The sequence below is a fragment of the Amycolatopsis sp. NPDC058278 genome (genome assembly GCF_042881395.1).
Classification (GTDB): Bacteria; Actinomycetota; Actinomycetes; order Mycobacteriales; family Pseudonocardiaceae; genus Amycolatopsis.
On the sequence record NZ_JBHVXZ010000102.1, the window covers coordinates 1 to 14,982 of the forward strand.

The 14,982-nt window shown below is 71.8% G+C and carries 16 protein-coding genes; 8 read left to right on the top strand and 8 right to left on the bottom strand.

All coding sequences use genetic code 11. From position 1 onward, the window contains the following. Window positions 1-82: 82 nt before the first annotated feature. From ACFVYA_RS37315 to ACFVYA_RS37325, 3 genes are all read right to left on the bottom strand, one after another. Entirely contained in the window at window positions 83-2,353 is a 2,271-nt protein-coding gene (locus ACFVYA_RS37315) for an AAA family ATPase (RefSeq protein WP_387051824.1), read from the bottom strand. 200 nt (window positions 2,354-2,553) lie between these two features. Beyond that, on the bottom strand, window positions 2,554-3,504 hold the full coding sequence (gene pssA, locus ACFVYA_RS37320) for a CDP-diacylglycerol--serine O-phosphatidyltransferase (protein WP_013230288.1): 951 nt from the start codon (window positions 3,502-3,504) through the stop codon (window positions 2,554-2,556). A gap of 3 nt (window positions 3,505-3,507) precedes the next feature. After that, entirely contained in the window at window positions 3,508-4,233 is a 726-nt protein-coding gene (locus ACFVYA_RS37325; RefSeq protein WP_285986800.1) for a phosphatidylserine decarboxylase, read from the bottom strand. A gap of 247 nt (window positions 4,234-4,480) precedes the next feature. Here ACFVYA_RS37325 and ACFVYA_RS37330 point away from each other — a divergent pair, with 247 nt between their 5' ends. Beyond that, window positions 4,481-4,699 carry a hypothetical protein gene (locus tag ACFVYA_RS37330; RefSeq protein WP_387051827.1) on the top strand — a complete coding sequence of 73 codons (219 nt, stop codon included), beginning with the start codon at window positions 4,481-4,483 and terminating at the stop codon, window positions 4,697-4,699. 39 nt (window positions 4,700-4,738) lie between these two features. Here the strand turns inward: ACFVYA_RS37330 and ACFVYA_RS37335 are convergent, their stop codons facing one another. Next, window positions 4,739-5,023: a GlsB/YeaQ/YmgE family stress response membrane protein gene (locus ACFVYA_RS37335; protein WP_387051828.1), complete on the bottom strand. Its 285-nt coding sequence runs from the start codon at window positions 5,021-5,023 to the stop codon at window positions 4,739-4,741. 73 nt (window positions 5,024-5,096) lie between these two features. Here ACFVYA_RS37335 and ACFVYA_RS37340 point away from each other — a divergent pair, with 73 nt between their 5' ends. Together ACFVYA_RS37340 and ACFVYA_RS37345 are read left to right on the top strand one after the other, a co-directional pair. After that, the gene (locus ACFVYA_RS37340; protein ID WP_387051829.1) at window positions 5,097-5,657 is read left to right on the top strand and encodes a helix-turn-helix domain-containing protein; all 561 of its coding nucleotides are present in this window, start codon (window positions 5,097-5,099) and stop codon (window positions 5,655-5,657) included. Then, window positions 5,654-6,907 carry an MFS transporter gene (locus ACFVYA_RS37345; protein ID WP_387051831.1) on the top strand — a complete coding sequence of 418 codons (1,254 nt, stop codon included), beginning with the start codon at window positions 5,654-5,656 and terminating at the stop codon, window positions 6,905-6,907. Before ACFVYA_RS37340 ends, ACFVYA_RS37345 begins: the two co-directional genes overlap by 4 nt. Here ACFVYA_RS37345 and glp read toward each other — a convergent pair. Next, the gene (gene glp, locus ACFVYA_RS37350) at window positions 6,861-8,054 is read right to left on the bottom strand and encodes a gephyrin-like molybdotransferase Glp (protein WP_387051833.1); all 1,194 of its coding nucleotides are present in this window, start codon (window positions 8,052-8,054) and stop codon (window positions 6,861-6,863) included. The two genes, ACFVYA_RS37345 and glp, sit on opposite strands and share 47 nt — an antisense overlap. A 73-nt stretch (window positions 8,055-8,127) precedes the next feature. On the opposite strand from glp, the gene ACFVYA_RS37355 reads away from it, so the two are divergent. The 5 genes from ACFVYA_RS37355 to groL all read left to right on the top strand — a co-directional run bounded on the left by ACFVYA_RS37355 (window position 8,128) and on the right by groL (window position 13,146). Then, entirely contained in the window at window positions 8,128-8,805 is a 678-nt protein-coding gene (locus tag ACFVYA_RS37355; RefSeq protein WP_285986794.1) for a TIGR00266 family protein, read from the top strand. Continuing rightward, the gene (locus ACFVYA_RS37360; RefSeq protein WP_285986793.1) at window positions 8,805-9,428 is read left to right on the top strand and encodes an AIM24 family protein; all 624 of its coding nucleotides are present in this window, start codon (window positions 8,805-8,807) and stop codon (window positions 9,426-9,428) included. The genes ACFVYA_RS37355 and ACFVYA_RS37360 overlap by 1 nt, the downstream gene beginning before the upstream one ends. 111 nt (window positions 9,429-9,539) lie before the next feature. Then, window positions 9,540-9,746: a cold-shock protein gene (locus ACFVYA_RS37365; RefSeq protein ID WP_003085446.1), complete on the top strand. Its 207-nt coding sequence runs from the start codon at window positions 9,540-9,542 to the stop codon at window positions 9,744-9,746. 64 nt (window positions 9,747-9,810) lie between these two features. Then, window positions 9,811-11,289, top strand: a complete 1,479-nt coding sequence (locus ACFVYA_RS37370) for a serine/threonine-protein kinase (RefSeq protein WP_387051835.1) — start codon at window positions 9,811-9,813, stop codon at window positions 11,287-11,289. 228 nt (window positions 11,290-11,517) lie between these two features. Beyond that, entirely contained in the window at window positions 11,518-13,146 is a 1,629-nt protein-coding gene (gene groL / locus ACFVYA_RS37375) for a chaperonin GroEL (protein WP_364569374.1), read from the top strand. Window positions 13,147-13,200: 54 nt separating this feature from the next. Here the strand turns inward: groL and ACFVYA_RS37380 are convergent, their stop codons facing one another. The 3 genes from ACFVYA_RS37380 to ACFVYA_RS37390 form a co-directional block, all read right to left on the bottom strand. Then, entirely contained in the window at window positions 13,201-13,533 is a 333-nt protein-coding gene (locus ACFVYA_RS37380) for a hypothetical protein (protein ID WP_387051837.1), read from the bottom strand. Window positions 13,534-13,705: 172 nt separating this feature from the next. Then, a complete protein-coding gene (locus ACFVYA_RS37385) occupies window positions 13,706-13,921 on the bottom strand; it encodes a PspC domain-containing protein (protein WP_285986790.1) in 216 nt (71 codons plus the stop codon). Window positions 13,922-14,005: 84 nt separating this feature from the next. Next, window positions 14,006-14,935, bottom strand: coding sequence for an o-succinylbenzoate synthase (locus ACFVYA_RS37390; protein ID WP_387051839.1), 930 nt, complete (start codon window positions 14,933-14,935; stop codon window positions 14,006-14,008). Between the last annotated feature and the right edge of the window lie 47 nt (window positions 14,936-14,982).

Genomic DNA, 14,982 nt, shown 5'->3' on the forward strand with positions numbered 1-14,982 from the left:
TAACCCGCGTGATTGACGCCGGAACTCACGAGTTCCGGCTTCAATCACGCGAGATCCGGGTCTGATCACGCGAGTTACGTGTTCACTCCCCGGCCTGGGTCTTCGCGTACGCCTCCAGCGTGGCCAGCTGAGCCGGGTCGAGGCTCGGCCGGACCGTCTTCCGAGCCGCATCGAGGTGCGCCGCGGTGACTTCGCGGGCCTCCAGCGACTCGCGCATCGCCGTCAACGCCGCTTCGCGGATCAGCGCCGCGCAGTCGGCCGCCGAGTAACCGTCCAGAGTGGACGCCACCGCGGCGAGGTCGACGTCGTCGGCCAGCGGGGTGTTCTTCGAACTGGCTGCGAGGATCGCCGCGCGGGACTCGGCGTCCGGCGGCGGCACGTAGACGCGGCGCTCGAGCCGCCCGGGCCGCAGCAGCGCCGGGTCGACGAGCTCCGGCCGGTTCGTCGCACCCAGGACGACGACTTCGCGCATCGGCTCGACGCCGTCGAGCTCGGTGAGCAGGGCGGCGACCACCCGGTCGGCGACACCCGAGTCGGACGACTGGCCGCGGCGCGGAGCCAGCGCGTCGATCTCGTCCAGGAAGATCAGCGCGGGCGCGGCCTCCGCGGCCCGGCGGAACAGCTCGCGCACCGCGCGTTCGGACTCGCCGACCCACTTGTCCATCAGCTCGGCGCCCTTGACCGCGAAGACGTTCAGCGCGCCGGTGCCGGCCAGCGCCCGCACGAGGAACGTCTTGCCGCCGCCGGGCGGCCCGTAGAGCAGCACCCCGCGCGGCGGTTCGACGCCGAGCCGGGCGAACGAGTCCGGGTACCGCAGCGGCCAGAGCACGGCCTCGGTGAGGGACTGCTTGACGTCGACCATGTTGCCGACGTCGTCCAGGGTCAGCCCGCCGGTGGCCAGGTTGTCCGAAGTGGACATCGAGACCGGCCGGACGGTGGCCAGCGCGTCGAGCAGGTCCTGCTGCGAGATGCGCGGCTCGTCGGTGTCGCGCTGGCGCAGCGCCGCCCGCAGCGCGGCGTCCCGGCGCAGCGCGATCAGGTCCGCGGCGACGAAGCCGGGCGTCCGCTCGGCGAGGACGCCGCAGTCGATGCCGGTGTCGAGCGGGACGTCGCGGAGCAGGACGTTCAGCAGCTCGCGGCGGGTTTTGGCGTCCGGGAGGGCGAGGCCGAGCTCGCGGTCCAGCAGGTCGGCGGCGCGCAGCCGCGGGTCGGCCGATTCGGCGCGGGCGGTCGTCGCGACGACGGCGAAGCGCTCGCGCCGCAAGGCTGTCCGCAGCTCTTCCAGCACGACGGTGGCGACCGGCGGCGGAGTCGTCGCGGGCAGCAGCGCGTCGACGTCGGTGAGCAGGAGGACCGAGGGGCCGCCGGCGGCGCGGATGGCCTCGCGCAGGCGGGCCACGGCGACGTTCGGGTCCAGCACGGCGAGGTTCGGCGCGGCCAGCGGGAGCACGCGGATGCCGGCTTCGCTCGCGACCGACCGCACGAGCGTCGCCTTGCCGACGCCTTCCGGGCCGGACAGCAGGACGCCCAGGTGGGCGGGCGCGCCCAGCCGGGCCAGCAGCTCGGGCCGCTGGAAGGCGAGGTCGAACCACTCGGCGAGCTTGCGCGCGGCGGCTTCGGCGCCGATCAGGTCGGCCAGCGGGACGACGGGTTCGGCGGCCTCTTCGACCGCGACCTCGTCTTCGACGACTTCGGCGTCGATCCACTCCTCGGCCGCGGTGACGGCGGAGGTGCGGACCAGCGCGGTCGCCGTCCGGGGCGCGGCCGGTTCGGCGGTGCCCGGGCGGGCGCCGTCACGCCAGGTGACCACTGTGGACGGTCCGACGGCCACGGTGCCGGCCGGCTCGGTCGCGGTGACGGTGAGCAGCTCGTTCGTCCAGGTCGCGCCGATCGCCCGCGACAGCTGGCCGCGCAGGCCGGCAGGATCCGACCCCGGCGACGGCGCGAGGTCCTGCGGCAGCAGCGAAACGGCGTCCCCGACGGTGAGCACCTTGCCGATCAGCGCGAGCCGCAGCATGTGCGGGCTGACCGAGACGCTGGCCAGCCGCGACCCGGCGACGGTCACCGTCTTCGCCGCGGCGACGTCGGCCGGCGTGACGACGACCTCCGAGCCCTCGGTGACGCCCAGGTTCGACATGGTGACGTCGTCGGTGAGCACCACCCCGGGCACGCCGGTCTCGTCGGCGGGCGCGGCGAGCGCGGCGCTGACCCGCGCCCCGGTGAGGTGGACGGCATCCCAGGCCCGCAGGCCCAAGGCGTCGAGGACTTCGGGATGCAGCCGGACGACGCCGCGGCGGGTGTCCAGCGCCGACGGCGTGTGCCGGACGGTCAGCGTGATCTGCGGGTGGCTCACGCCGTTCACCCTAGCGAGCCGTCGCCCCACGAGGAGGTGAGAACCCGTGTCGTCTCTTCAATCACGTGTGTCGGCCTCCCGATCACGGCCGCTCGGGTGATCCGGCCCGGCTCTCGCGTGGTTGAAGACGGAACTCGCGTGATCGGAGGCGTAACTCGCGTGATTGGGGAGCGATCTCGCGTGATCGGAGGGACGACACGCTACTTGCGGCGGAGGCCGATCTGGCGCCAGGAGCGGCGGCGCTGGCCGTTGCCGTTCTCCGAGGTGACGCGCGGGGTCCGGACCGTTTCGCGGGGGAGGCGGACCGCGCGCATCGCCGCGCCCGCGACCCGGCGGCGCAGCGGGCGACGCAGGCCGAGGCGGCGCGGGGAGCGGGCCCGGCGGATGGCGCGGCGCTCGCTCGGCGGGACCGTCCAGGCCTCCGGGTGCGCCGCCAGCCAGCGGTGCCGGTGGATCGAGTACGGGATGTGCGCCAGGTACAGCACCATCGCCGCGAGCAGCGCGACCAGCGGGAACTGGATGATCGCCGCCGCCAGCAGGGCGACGCCGAGCAGCAGCGGCGCGATCGCCTTCGGCGGCGCCTTGACCGTCTTCAGCGACAGCGTCGGGATGCGGCTGATCAGCAGCGCCGCGATGGCGACCGTCCACGCCCACACGACGTACTGCGACGACCACCAGCCCTCGCCCCACTGCAGGTACGCCACCAGCGGCAGCATCCCCAGCAGGCCGCCCGCGGGCGCCGGGACGCCGACGAAGAACTCGCTCGCGTACGGCGGCTGCTCGGTGTCGTCCAGCAGCGTGTTGAACCGGGCCAGCCGCAGGATCATGCAGACGGCGAAGATCAGCGACGCCACCCAGCCGATCCGGTCCGCGCCGGTCTGCCACACGTAGATCACCAGCGCCGGGGCGACGCCGAACGAGATGCCGTCGGACAGCGAGTCCAGCTCCGCGCCCATCTTCGACGTCGCGTCGAGCAGGCGGGCGATCCGGCCGTCCAGGCTGTCGAGCACCGCCGCGATGCCGATCGAGGCGATCGCCATCGCGTAGTTCTTGGTCAGCGCGAACTGCACGGCCGACAGGCCCGCGCACAGCGCCAGCACGGTGATGGCGTTCGGCAGCAGCCGGACGCCCGGGGTGGTCACGCGGACCATCGATCAGCCTTTCGCGGGCGCGGCAGGGAGCTCGGCGATGACCGTCTCGCCGCCGACCGTGCGCTGGCCCTTGCTGACCAGCACCGTCGAGCCCGGCGGGAGGTACAGGTCGACTCGCGAGCCGAACCGGATGATGCCGTACGTCGAAGCGGCGCCGACCTTGTCGCCCTCGCGGATCTCGCAGAGGATGCGGCGCGCGACCAGCCCGGCGATCTGCACGACGACGAGTTCGTGGCCGTCTTCGGTGCGCATGAGCACGGAGTTGCGTTCGTTGTCGTCGCTCGCCTTGTCCAGGTCGGCGGACAGGAACTTGCCCGGCCGGTAGGCGACCCGCTCGATCACGCCGTTCGCCGGCACGCGCTGGACGTGCACGTCGAACACCGAGAGGAACACCGAGACCCGCATCCGCGGCTCGGCGGGCAGGCCCAGCTCGGCGGGCGGGACGGCTTCCTCGATCAGCGACACGAGACCGTCGGCCGAGGCGAGCGCGACGCCGTCACGCGGCGGCGGGACCCGCTTCGGCTCGCGGAAGAACGCGGCCATGGCCACCGTCGTCAGCGCGCCCAGGACACCGAGGCGCTTGGAGAACCGGCGCGCGAGCAGTGTCGCGGCGACGCCGCCCGCCACGAACGGGCGACCGGCGGGGTGCATCGGCGGCAACGTCTCGCGGGCGAGCTGGAGGGCGTGGGCGACGGGGTTGCCGGCGGAATCCGGCCGGGTGCCGCTCATGGTCGGGTCCCCTGATTTCGTGTCGGAAGAACTGTCGGCGCCGGGGTCCGGCGGCCGCGTACGGGCGCCCCCACGCTACCGCTGCCCCAGGTGAGCGTGTCCGCGCGCCCCTGCCGGACTCCTCCGGGAGGGGGTCACCGCGGCGGGTGGGAAAGATCGCCAAGTCGTAACGGAAGGTCGATTTCACCGACGACTCTGAGTAGTTGCCGCCGTTCGGGGCGCTGCCCCGCGTGATCTGTGAGGACCGATGACCGACCGCCGCGATCCCGCCGAAGCCCGGCTTCGCGAGCTCCTGGGCGCGTGGCGTCGGGAGATCGACGAGGTGCCCGTGCCGTCGCTCGTCGACCCGATGTGCGCGGTGGACGTCGTCATCGAGGCGATGAAGGAGAAGAGGGGCCGGGTGCATCCGCCCCCCGACGGCGCACGCACCCGGCCACCGGGAGATGCGCGTGAGGAAGGAGCTTAACGACCGACGGCCGGTTGATCACCGTTCACCGGGCAAAAGTTACCAACGGTCACTCGGACGCCGGGCCACGCCGCTCGCGAGCCGCAGGATCGCCAGCAGCAAGACCGCGCCGAGGATGGCCACACCGAAGCTGGGGAAGTCGAAGTCGAAGGTCTTCGCCTGACCGGTCGCGAGCCGGTAGACCAGCCCGCCCAGCGCCGCACCGACGACCCCGACGAGCACGCTGACCAGGCAACCCTGCCGACGTCGCTCTCGGCCGCCGACGACCAGGTTCGCGGCCCAGCCGACGATCGCGCCGAAGATCACCCATGCGACGAAGCCCATGGCCGGAGTTTACGTCAGGGAGATGTACAAGCGTCATTGCGCAAGAGCTCTTGTACAACTACTCTTGTACGTCATGAGCGAGGACATCCGGGAAATCCGGGATTCGAAGGTGCTGGCCGCCATGTCCCACCAGCTGCGGCGCCGGCTCCTGGAACTGCTCCACCTCGACGGCCCGGCGACAGCGTCGATGCTGGCCGCGAGGACCGGCCAGGCGGTCGGCAACGTCAGCCACCACATGAAGGTCCTGGCGGCCGCGAAGCTGGTCGAGGTGGCCCCGGAACTGGCCCGTGACCAGCGGGAACGCTGGTGGAAGCGCAGTGCGAGGACGCTGCGGTGGGCCGCGGCCGACTTCCCCGGCGACCCGGTCGCCGAAGCCGCCGAGGTCCTCGTGCTCGACCACCAGACGGCGGTCGCCCGCGACTGGATCGCGAACCGCGAGACCTATCCGGAGGAGTGGCGCGGTGCGCCGTTCAGCATCGACACGTGGGTCCGGCTCTCCAAGGACGAGCTCGAAGAGCTCAACGAGCGGGTCTTCCTCCTGATCAGCGAGTTCGAGAACCGGACCGAACCCGGTGACGGCATCGAGCGCCGTCCGGTCTTCTTCGCCGCGCGAGCGTCGCTGGGCAAGCCGTGAAGGGGCTCTGGGGGAACAGGGACTTCCGGCTGCTCTGGACCGGCGAGACCACGAGCATGCTCGGCAGCATGGTCGCGAGCACGGCGTTGCCGCTGGTCGCGGTGGTCACGCTGCAGGCGAGCACCTTCCAGGTCGCGTTGCTGACGGCGGCGGCCTGGCTGCCGTGGCTGGTGATCGGCCTGCCTGCCGGAGCGTGGGTCGACCGGCTGGCGAAGCGCCCGGTGATGCAGGTGTGCAACATCGTCTCGATGCTGGTGTTCGGCAGCGTTCCGCTCGCGGCCGCCACCGGCCTGCTGACCATGTCGTATCTGCTGGCCGCCGCCCTGCTCGGCGGGGTGACGAAGGTGTTCTTCACCCTCGCCTATCGGGCGTACCTGCCGGCCTTGGTCGGTGACCACGAACTCCTCGAAGCCAACGCGAAGCTGCAGGGAAGCGAGTCCGCGACCCAGGTCGCCGGGCCGGGCGTGGCCGGGCTGCTGGCCCAGGTGTTCGGCCCGGTCAGCGGCATCCTGGCGGACGCGGTCAGCTTCGGTGTCTCCGTGCTGTGTGTGCGGGCGATCCGGACGCGCGAAATCGTCGTCCCCGCCGAGCGCTCGCCGCTGCGCAGCCAGATCGCCGAGGGACTCCGGTTCGTCACCGGCGATCGGTACCTGCGGTCGTTGATGACCTTCGGCGCCGTCTCGAACCTCGCCCTCACCGGGTACACCTCGATCCAGATCGTCTTCCTGTCCCGCACGCTCGGCGCCGCCCCCGGCCTGGTCGGGCTCGTCCTGGCCCTCGCCGCGTCCGGCGGGGTGCTCGGCGCGGCCGTGGCCGGACGGCTCGCCGCGCGCTTCGGCGCCGCGCGCGCGTGGCTGCTGTGCGAGGGATTCGCGGCGCCGATGCTGCTGCTCGGGCCGCTGAGCGAACCGGAGTGGGGCCTGGTGCCGTTCGTGCTCGCGCTGTTCGGGGTCTGCGCCGGGGTGGTCGCCGCCAACGTGCTGGTCACGACGTTCCGGCAGCAGTACTGCCCGCCCGAGCTGTTCAGCCGGGTCAACTCCAGCATGTCGATCGTCAACTACGGGACGATCCCGGTGGCCGGTGTCCTGGGTGGCGTGCTGGGCGAGGCGATCGGCATCCGCCAGACGCTCTGGGGAGCCGCGGGCATGCTCATCGTCGCGCTGCCACTGCTCGCGCCGTACCGGAAGCTGCGGGACTTCCCGATCAGAGCAGCAGGACGTCCACCTCTTCCCCAAGCGCTGCCGATGTGACGTCCTCCGGGAGCACGATCAGGCAGTTGGCCTGGGTGAACGCGGCCAGCAGGTGCGAGCCGGGGCCGCCGCGCGGTCCGACGATCCCGGTGACCTCCCGGTCGGACGGCGTGAACACGCCCCGGCGGTACTGGCGGCGCCCGGCCGGCGAGCTCATCGCCTCGGTCAGCCGGGCGCGCACGCGCCGTCGTGTGACGTCGGTGTGGCCGAGCGCCGCCAGGATCGCCGGGCGCAGGAACGCCTCGAACGACACCAGCACGCTGACCGGGTTGCCGGGCAGCGCCACCACGGGCACGCCGTGCCAGCGCCCGCTGCCCTGCGGCCCGCCGGGCTGCATCGCGACCTTCGCGAACTCGACGCCCTGGCCGGTCAGTGCGTCCTTCACCACTTCGTACGCGCCCGCGCTGACGCCACCGGAGGTGACCAGGAGGTCGGCGCCGGCCAGCTTCGGCTCGATGACCTTCCGGAACTCCCCGACGTCGTCGACGACGCTGCGGACGACCTCGACCTCGCAGCCGAGGCCGCGGATCGCCGCGGCGAGCATCACGCTGTTGGACTCGTAGATCTGGCCGTGGCGCAGGGGGGCCGGCGCGTCGATCAGCTCGGTGCCGGTCGAGGCGACCAGCACCCGCAGCGGCCGGTGCACCCGCACCTCGGCGAGGCCGACCGCGGCCGCGAGGCCCAGCTGGGAGTGACCCAGCACGGTGCCCGCGTGCAGGGCGACGTCGCCGGCGACGACGTCCTCGCCGGTGCGCCGGATGTGCGCGCTTTCGCGGGCGGGCGCCGAGAACGTCACCGTTTCCGTGCCGCCGTCGGAGTCCTCGACCATCACGACGGCGTCCGCGCCGGGCGGCAGCGGCGCCCCGGTCATGATCCGGTGCGCGGTGCCCGGCTCGAGCGGCCGGACGTCGACCCGGCCCGCCGGGATGTCGTCGGCGACCGGCAGGGTCACCGGAGCGGCTTCGACATCGGCGGCTCGGACCGCGTAGCCGTCCATCGCGGAGTTGTCGAAGGGCGGCAGCGAGACGCCGGCGCGGACGTCCTCGGCCAGGACGAGGCCGGCCGCGGCGGCGAGGGGCAGCGTGGTCGCGGGAGCCGTGCCGAGGAGCGCGGCGACGCGGTCGCGGTAGTCGTCGACGGAGATCACCGGACCATCCTCCCCGTGTCCACGGCGCATGCAAGACTCTGCCCCGTCACAGGCACGCCTCAGGGGAGCACGCATGCAGGTCGGAATCCGTCAACAGCCTTCGTTCGCCGTCGCCCGGCTGATGCTGGCGCCCGGCGAGCCGTGCCAGGTCGAGTCCGGCGCGATGATGGCCACCAGCTACGGCGTGCAGGTGCAGTCGCAGGCGCAGGGCGGGATCATGAAGGGCCTCGGCCGCGCGTTCCTGTCCGGCGAGTCCTTCTTCATCTCCACCTTCACCGCGCCGCCGAACGGCGGCTGGGTCGACGTCGCCGCCAACCTGCCCGGCGACATCCAGGTGATCCCCCTCGACGGCCGCACCGGCTGGGCCGTCACCCGCGGCTGCTGGCTCGCGTCGTCGCACGGCGTGCAGACCGAAACCAAGTGGGGCGGGATGAAGAACCTGATGGGCGGCGAGGGCGGCTTCCTGACCCACGCCACCGGCCAGGGCCAGCTGCTCGTCAGCTGCTACGGCGCGGTCGAGACCATCACCCTGCAGCAGGGCGAGATGGTGACCATCGACACCGGGCACGTCGTCGCGTACGCCGACACCGTGCAGTACCAGATCCGGAAGGTCGCCCAGGGCATCATCCAGTCGATGAAGAGCGGCGAAGGCCTGGTCTTCGACTTCGTCGGCCCCGGCCAGATCATGACGCAGACGCGCAACCCGTCCGCGCTGATCAGCTGGATCGTCTCCCACGTCCCGTCACGCTGATGCGCGTCCAGACCCGGCACACTCCCGCGTTCGGCGTCGCCCGCGTCCTGCTCGACCCGGGCGAGGCCGTGCGGGCCGCGCCGGAAACCCTGCTCGCCAGCCGGTTCGGGGTCACCGAGACGCCGGCGGGCCGCGGCGGCGTCCGCGCGGGCAAAAGCACGACGGTCCTCTACACCGCGCCGTCCGACGGCGGCTGGATCGACTTCGCGCCGCTGCGCCCCGGCGACGTCTACCCGCTCGACGTGGGCGGCGGCACGGGCTGGTCGGTGCACCGCGACGCGGTGCTGGTGCGGCCGTCGTCGGTCCGGCACGACACCGGCTGGGTGCCGCTGCAGCAGCTCTTCGGCGCGGATTCGGGGTTCCTCGAGCACTACAGCGGGACCGGGCCGCTCGTGCTGGCCGCGCCGGGCCCGGTGGACGCGTTCGAGCTCGGCAAGGGCGAGCTGGTCACGGTCCGGCCGGACTACCTGCTGGCCTACCCGGATTCCGTCCAGTGCCGGTTGCGGGCCCTCGATCCGGGCGGCCCGCAGTCGCTGCGCACCGGCGAAGGGCTCGCGATCGACTTCGCGGGTCCCGGGACGGTGCTCGTGCACGCGCGGAACAGACGCCTTTCGGGTTCGTGATCTTCGGACGAATTGCCCATTGCCGAGGGGAATAATTCCGGTAGCGTGATTGGCACTCCGCCGCTGGCATCCGCTCGGGCCAGCGGATCCTTTGTGCTGAGGGAGGGCGCCGTGGCTGTCGGCACCGTCAAATGGTTCAACTCGGAAAAAGGCTACGGGTTCATCGAATCCACGGAGGGGCCGGACGTGTTCGTCCACTATTCGGCCATCCAGTCCGAAGGATTCCGCACTTTGGACGAAGGCGATCGCGTCGAGTTCGAGGTGCAGTCCGGCCGCGACGGTCGTAGCCAGGCAGCCGACGTGCGGAAGGTTTCGTAACCCGCCTGTCAGGTGATCGGTGAACCCCCGGCAGACGCCGAACCAGGGGCGTTAGGCTGCGGGCGTGACAGGCGATGTGTCGGGGGACCTCACCGGTCGCCGGCTGGGCAACTACCGCATCGACGGAGTGCTCGGCAAAGGCGGCATGAGTGTGACCTACAAGGCCACGGACGTGCGGCTCGGCCGCAAGGTGGCCCTGAAGGTCATCGGTGACCACCTCGGGGCCGACGCCGAGTTCCGCGAGCGGTTCGTCGACGAGGCGCGCAACACCTCGGCGATCGACCACGCCAACGTCGTGCCGCTGTACGACTTCGGCGAGCTCGACGGCATGCTCTACATCGCCATGCGCATGGTCGACGGCGGTGATCTCGCCGGCTTGATCTCCGGCGGCCCGATCGCCCCTTCGCGCGCCCTGACGATGCTCGACCAGGTCGCGGACGCCCTCGACACGCTGCACAACCGTGGTCTGGTCCACCTCGACGTCAAGCCGGCGAACGTGCTCGTGACGAAGAAGGAGACCTCGCGCGAGCACGTCTACGTCGCCGACTTCGGGCTGACGCGGCGCGGCGCGACCGGGCACCGGACGCGCGGTGGCGACTTCCTCGGCTCGCCCACGTACGCGGCTCCCGAGCACCTGCGCGGGGAGCCGCTGGACGGGCGCACCGACCAGTACGCGCTGACGTGCGTCCTCTACGCCTGCCTCACCGGCAGCCCGCCGTTCAAGGGCGACGTCCCGACGGTGATCAAGGGACACCTCAACGGCGAGCCGCCCGCGATCTCCCGCGCCGTCGCGCTGCCGCCGGCGATCGACGAGGTGATCCGGCGCGGCATGGCCAAGAACCCGGCCGACCGCTACGCCAGCTGCATCGAGATGGTCGCGGCCGCGCGCCGCGCGCTCGGCCCGCTGGCGACGTCGGACACCCCGCCGGGTCCGCCGGGCTCCCATTCGGGCGGAATCCCCGCGCCGCAGCGTGCTGGTCAGGTACAACAAGGGCCGCACCAGAACAGCGCACCGCAGGGAGAGGGGGCCCCCGTGCACCCGTACGGAGGACAGCAGCAGCCCGGCTTCGGCCAGGGGCCCGGACCGCAGGGTCCGCAAGGCCAGCCGCCGCAGGGGCCGCCTCCGGGCTACGGCTACCCGCAGCAGGGACCTCCGCCGGGGATGCCGCCGCAGGGTCGGCCCCCGGGCTACGGCTACCCGCAGCAGCAGGGCATGCCGCCGCAGGGGCCACCGCACGGCTACGGCCCGCCCGGCGACCCGATGCGGCTGCGTCCCCCGATGCCCGCCGGCGGCGCGGGCGCGTTCCACCAGCCGAAGAGCAGCGGCGGCAAGAAGTGGATCTTCCTCGTCCTCGGCCTGGTGGTCGTCGCGGGCCTGGTCGTGGGCGCGATCTTCCTCTTCAGCGACGGCGGCAGCGGTGGTGGCGGCAGCCAGACGACGGCCCCGAACATCCCGGTCGGCCCGGGCGGCTCGCAGACCAGCGCGCCTTCGTCGTCGCTCAACGCGCCCCCGACGTCGATCAGCATCAAGCCGGGCAACTGATCGGGCGGCGCTGAGCAGGTCTTCTTGCACTCTCCCCCCGAGAGTGCTAAACACGAACCTGGCACTCGACGCCGTCGAGTGCCAAAGGTCGGGACGGTGAGGCTGGCCCCCACCCGGGTCCAGTCGTCCGTCGCGGGCACCGAGCCTGGCCGAGGAAAGAGTCCTGCTGCCGCCGCTGCAAGAACCACAGCGCGGCGGTGGCGCCCAATACCGGAGGACCACACCGCAATGGCCAAACTGATCGCGTTCGACGAGGACGCCCGCCGCGGTCTCGAGCGTGGCTTGAACATCCTCGCCGATGCCGTCAAGGTGACCCTCGGCCCGCGGGGCCGGAACGTCGTGCTCGAAAAGAAGTGGGGCGCGCCGACCATCACCAACGACGGCGTCTCCATCGCCAAGGAGATCGAGCTCGAAGACCCGTGGGAGAAGATCGGGGCCGAGCTCGTCAAGGAAGTTGCCAAGAAGACCGACGACGTCGCGGGTGACGGCACCACCACCGCCACCGTGCTCGCCCAGGCCCTGGTCAAGGAAGGCCTGCGCAACGTCGCGGCCGGCGCCGACCCCATCAGCCTGAAGCGCGGCATCGAGGCGGCCGTCGAGGCCATCACCGAGCAGCTGCACAAGGCCGCCGTCCAGATCGAGACCAAGGAGCAGATCGCTGCTACCGCCTCGATTTCGGCCGGCGACCGCACCATCGGTGAGCTGATCGCCGAGGCGCTGGACAAGGTCGGCAAGGAAGGCGTCGTCACCGTCGAGGAGAGCAACACCTTCGGTCTCGAGCTCGAGCTCACCGAGGGCATGCGCTTCGACAAGGGCTACATCTCGGGTTACTTCGTCACCGACCCGGAGCGCCAGGAAGCCGAGCTGGAGGACCCCTACGTCCTGCTCTTCGGCTCGAAGATCTCCACCGTCAAGGACGTGCTGCCGCTGCTGGAGAAGGTCATCCAGTCCGGCAAGCCGCTGCTGATCATCGCCGAGGACGTCGAGGGCGAGGCGCTGGCCACCCTGATCGTCAACAAGATGCGCGGCACCTTCAAGTCCGTCGCCGTCAAGGCCCCGGGCTTCGGTGACCGCCGCAAGGCGATCCTGCAGGACATCGCGATCCTGACCGGTGGCCAGGTCATCTCCGAGGACGTCGGCCTCAAGCTGGAGAACGCGGACCTGTCCCTGCTGGGCAAGGCCCGCAAGGCCGTCATCACCAAGGACGAGACGACCATCGTCGAGGGTGCGGGCGACGCCGACCAGATCCAGGGTCGCGTCAACCAGATCCGCGCCGAGATCGAGAACTCCGACTCGGACTACGACCGCGAGAAGCTGCAGGAGCGGCTCGCGAAGCTGGCCGGCGGCGTGGCCGTCATCAAGGCCGGCGCCGCGACCGAGGTCGAGCTCAAGGAGCGCAAGCACCGCATCGAGGACGCGGTGCGCAACGCCAAGGCCGCCGTTGAAGAGGGCATCGTCGCCGGTGGTGGCGTGGCCCTGATCCAGGCCGCCGAAGCCGCGTTCGCGGGCCTGAAGCTCGAGGGCGACGAGGCCACTGGTGCCAACATCGTCAAGGTGGCCGTCGAGGCCCCGCTCAAGCAGATCGCGATCAACGCCGGCCTCGAAGGCGGCGTTGTGGTGGAGAAGGTCAAGGGCCTGCCCCTGGGTCACGGCCTCAACGCCGCCACGGGTATCTACGAGGACCTGCTCGCCGCCGGCGTGCCGGACCCGACCAAGGTCACCCGCTCCGCGCTGCAGAACGCCGCGTCCATCGCGGCGCTGTTCCTGACCACCGAGGCCGTCGTGGCGGACAAGCCGGAGAAGGCTTCGGCCGCTCCCGCCGACCCGTCCGGTGGCATGGGTGGCATGGACTTCTGAGTTCGGCCGCTTCACCGGGAAAGCCCGGTCCGCTTCGGCGGGCCGGGCTTTTCTTTATGGCTTGGTGAAGAACCAGACAGCGTAAGCGCCGACGATCACAACGCCGAGGGCGAGCACGCCGAGGCCGCCGAGCCACGCGGTGCTCTTCCGGTCCGCTTCCAGCCCGACGACGATCGCGCCGATCCCGGTGAGCATGACCCAGATCGCCAGCCCCGCGGCGGTGTAGAGCACGAACTTGGCGGTCTTGACACCGTCGGTGTCACCGGCGGCCAGAACGGTGTAGGCGGCGAACGCTGTCAGCCCCAGCCCCGCGATCAGATACAACCCGCCCACGATCCCGACGACGACCTTCGCCGCCGTCCGGCCGGCGGTACTTCCGTGATCCACAGCCGCGAACCCTAACCCCTCGAACGGGATTCGCGGCGTGGTTTTGGGCCGCTCGGCCCAGCCGTATCGGCCGAACGGCCCGGACGTCCCCTTGGCGTCCGGGCCGTTCCCCTGTGCACCCCCGTCATCCGGCGGGCGCCGGTTCCCCCTGCGAACGGGCGCCCGCCCTCGCTCAGGAGTCTTCTTCGGGCGTCAGGATCGCGGCGGCGATGTAGACCGGGATGGCGATCCCGACCGACAGGAAGACCGCGGCGACGAGCCCGAGCCGCAGGACGTTCGCGTCGATGCCGAGGTAGGTGGCCCAGCCACCGCAGACGCCGGTGAGCATCTTGTCGGTACGGCTGCGGCGGACCTTCTTGGTTTCCGGGGTGTACACGCTGTTCGTCATGGCTCAATGTTCGCCCGGCGGGGGCACCGCCCACATCGGGAACGGCCCGGACCCCGACCCTGAACTCGCCCTCGGGGAAACCACTCAGGCCAGCGCGGTGACCCGGGCCAGCCGATCCCGCCAAGCCGCCTCGACCTCGGGCGGGGCCGCGTACGCCTCCGCGGGTGCCGGGGCCTGCCGCGGGACCGGGAGGTATCCGTCCACAGGAGACAGTGATTCCGCGCAGACGTCGCCGGTCAGAAGCGAAATCGTGCCCAGTCCACAAGCGAATCCGAGTTCGGGGAGGGCGCCGGCCAGTGCCAGGCCCGCGGCCAGGCCCACGCTCGTCTCCACCGCCGAGGACACCACGCACGGCAGCCCGCACGCCTCGGCGACCTCCAGCGCCCGCCGGACGCCGCCGAGGGGGGCGACCTTCAGGACCGCGATGTCCGCCGCTCCGGCGACCGCCACCTTCAGCGGGTCCTCCGCGCGGCGGATCGACTCGTCCGCGGCGATCCGGACGTCCACCCGGCGCCGGACCGCGGCCAGGTCCTCGATCGACGGGCACGGCTGCTCCGCGTACTCCAGGCCGCCCGCCGCCTTGTCGAGGTCCGCGATCGCGCGCACCGCCGTTTCGACGTCCCACGCCATGTTCGCGTCGACGCGGATCGCCCCGCCGGGGCCGAGCGCGTCGCGGACCGCCTCGACCCGCGCGCAGTCGTCCGCCAGGGAGACGCGCGGATCGGCGACCTTCACCTTCGCCGTCCGGCAGCCGGACGCGCGGACCAGCTCGTGCGCCTTCTCCGGCCCGACCACCGGCACCGTCGTGTTCACCTCGACCCGGTCGCGGACCGGCGCGGGCCAGCCGGCTTCGGTCGCCTCCAGCGCCGCCCGCAGCCACGGCACGCTCTCGGCGTCGGAATAGTCGACGAACGGGCAGAACTCGCCCCAGCCCGCGGGGCCGTGCAGCAGCACGCCCTCACGGACGGTGATGCCGCGGAACCGGGTGCGCAGGGGGATCGCGTAGACCTTCATCGAGGCCGATCATGCCACCGTCCCGGGTTTGGCAAACAAGTGCCGAA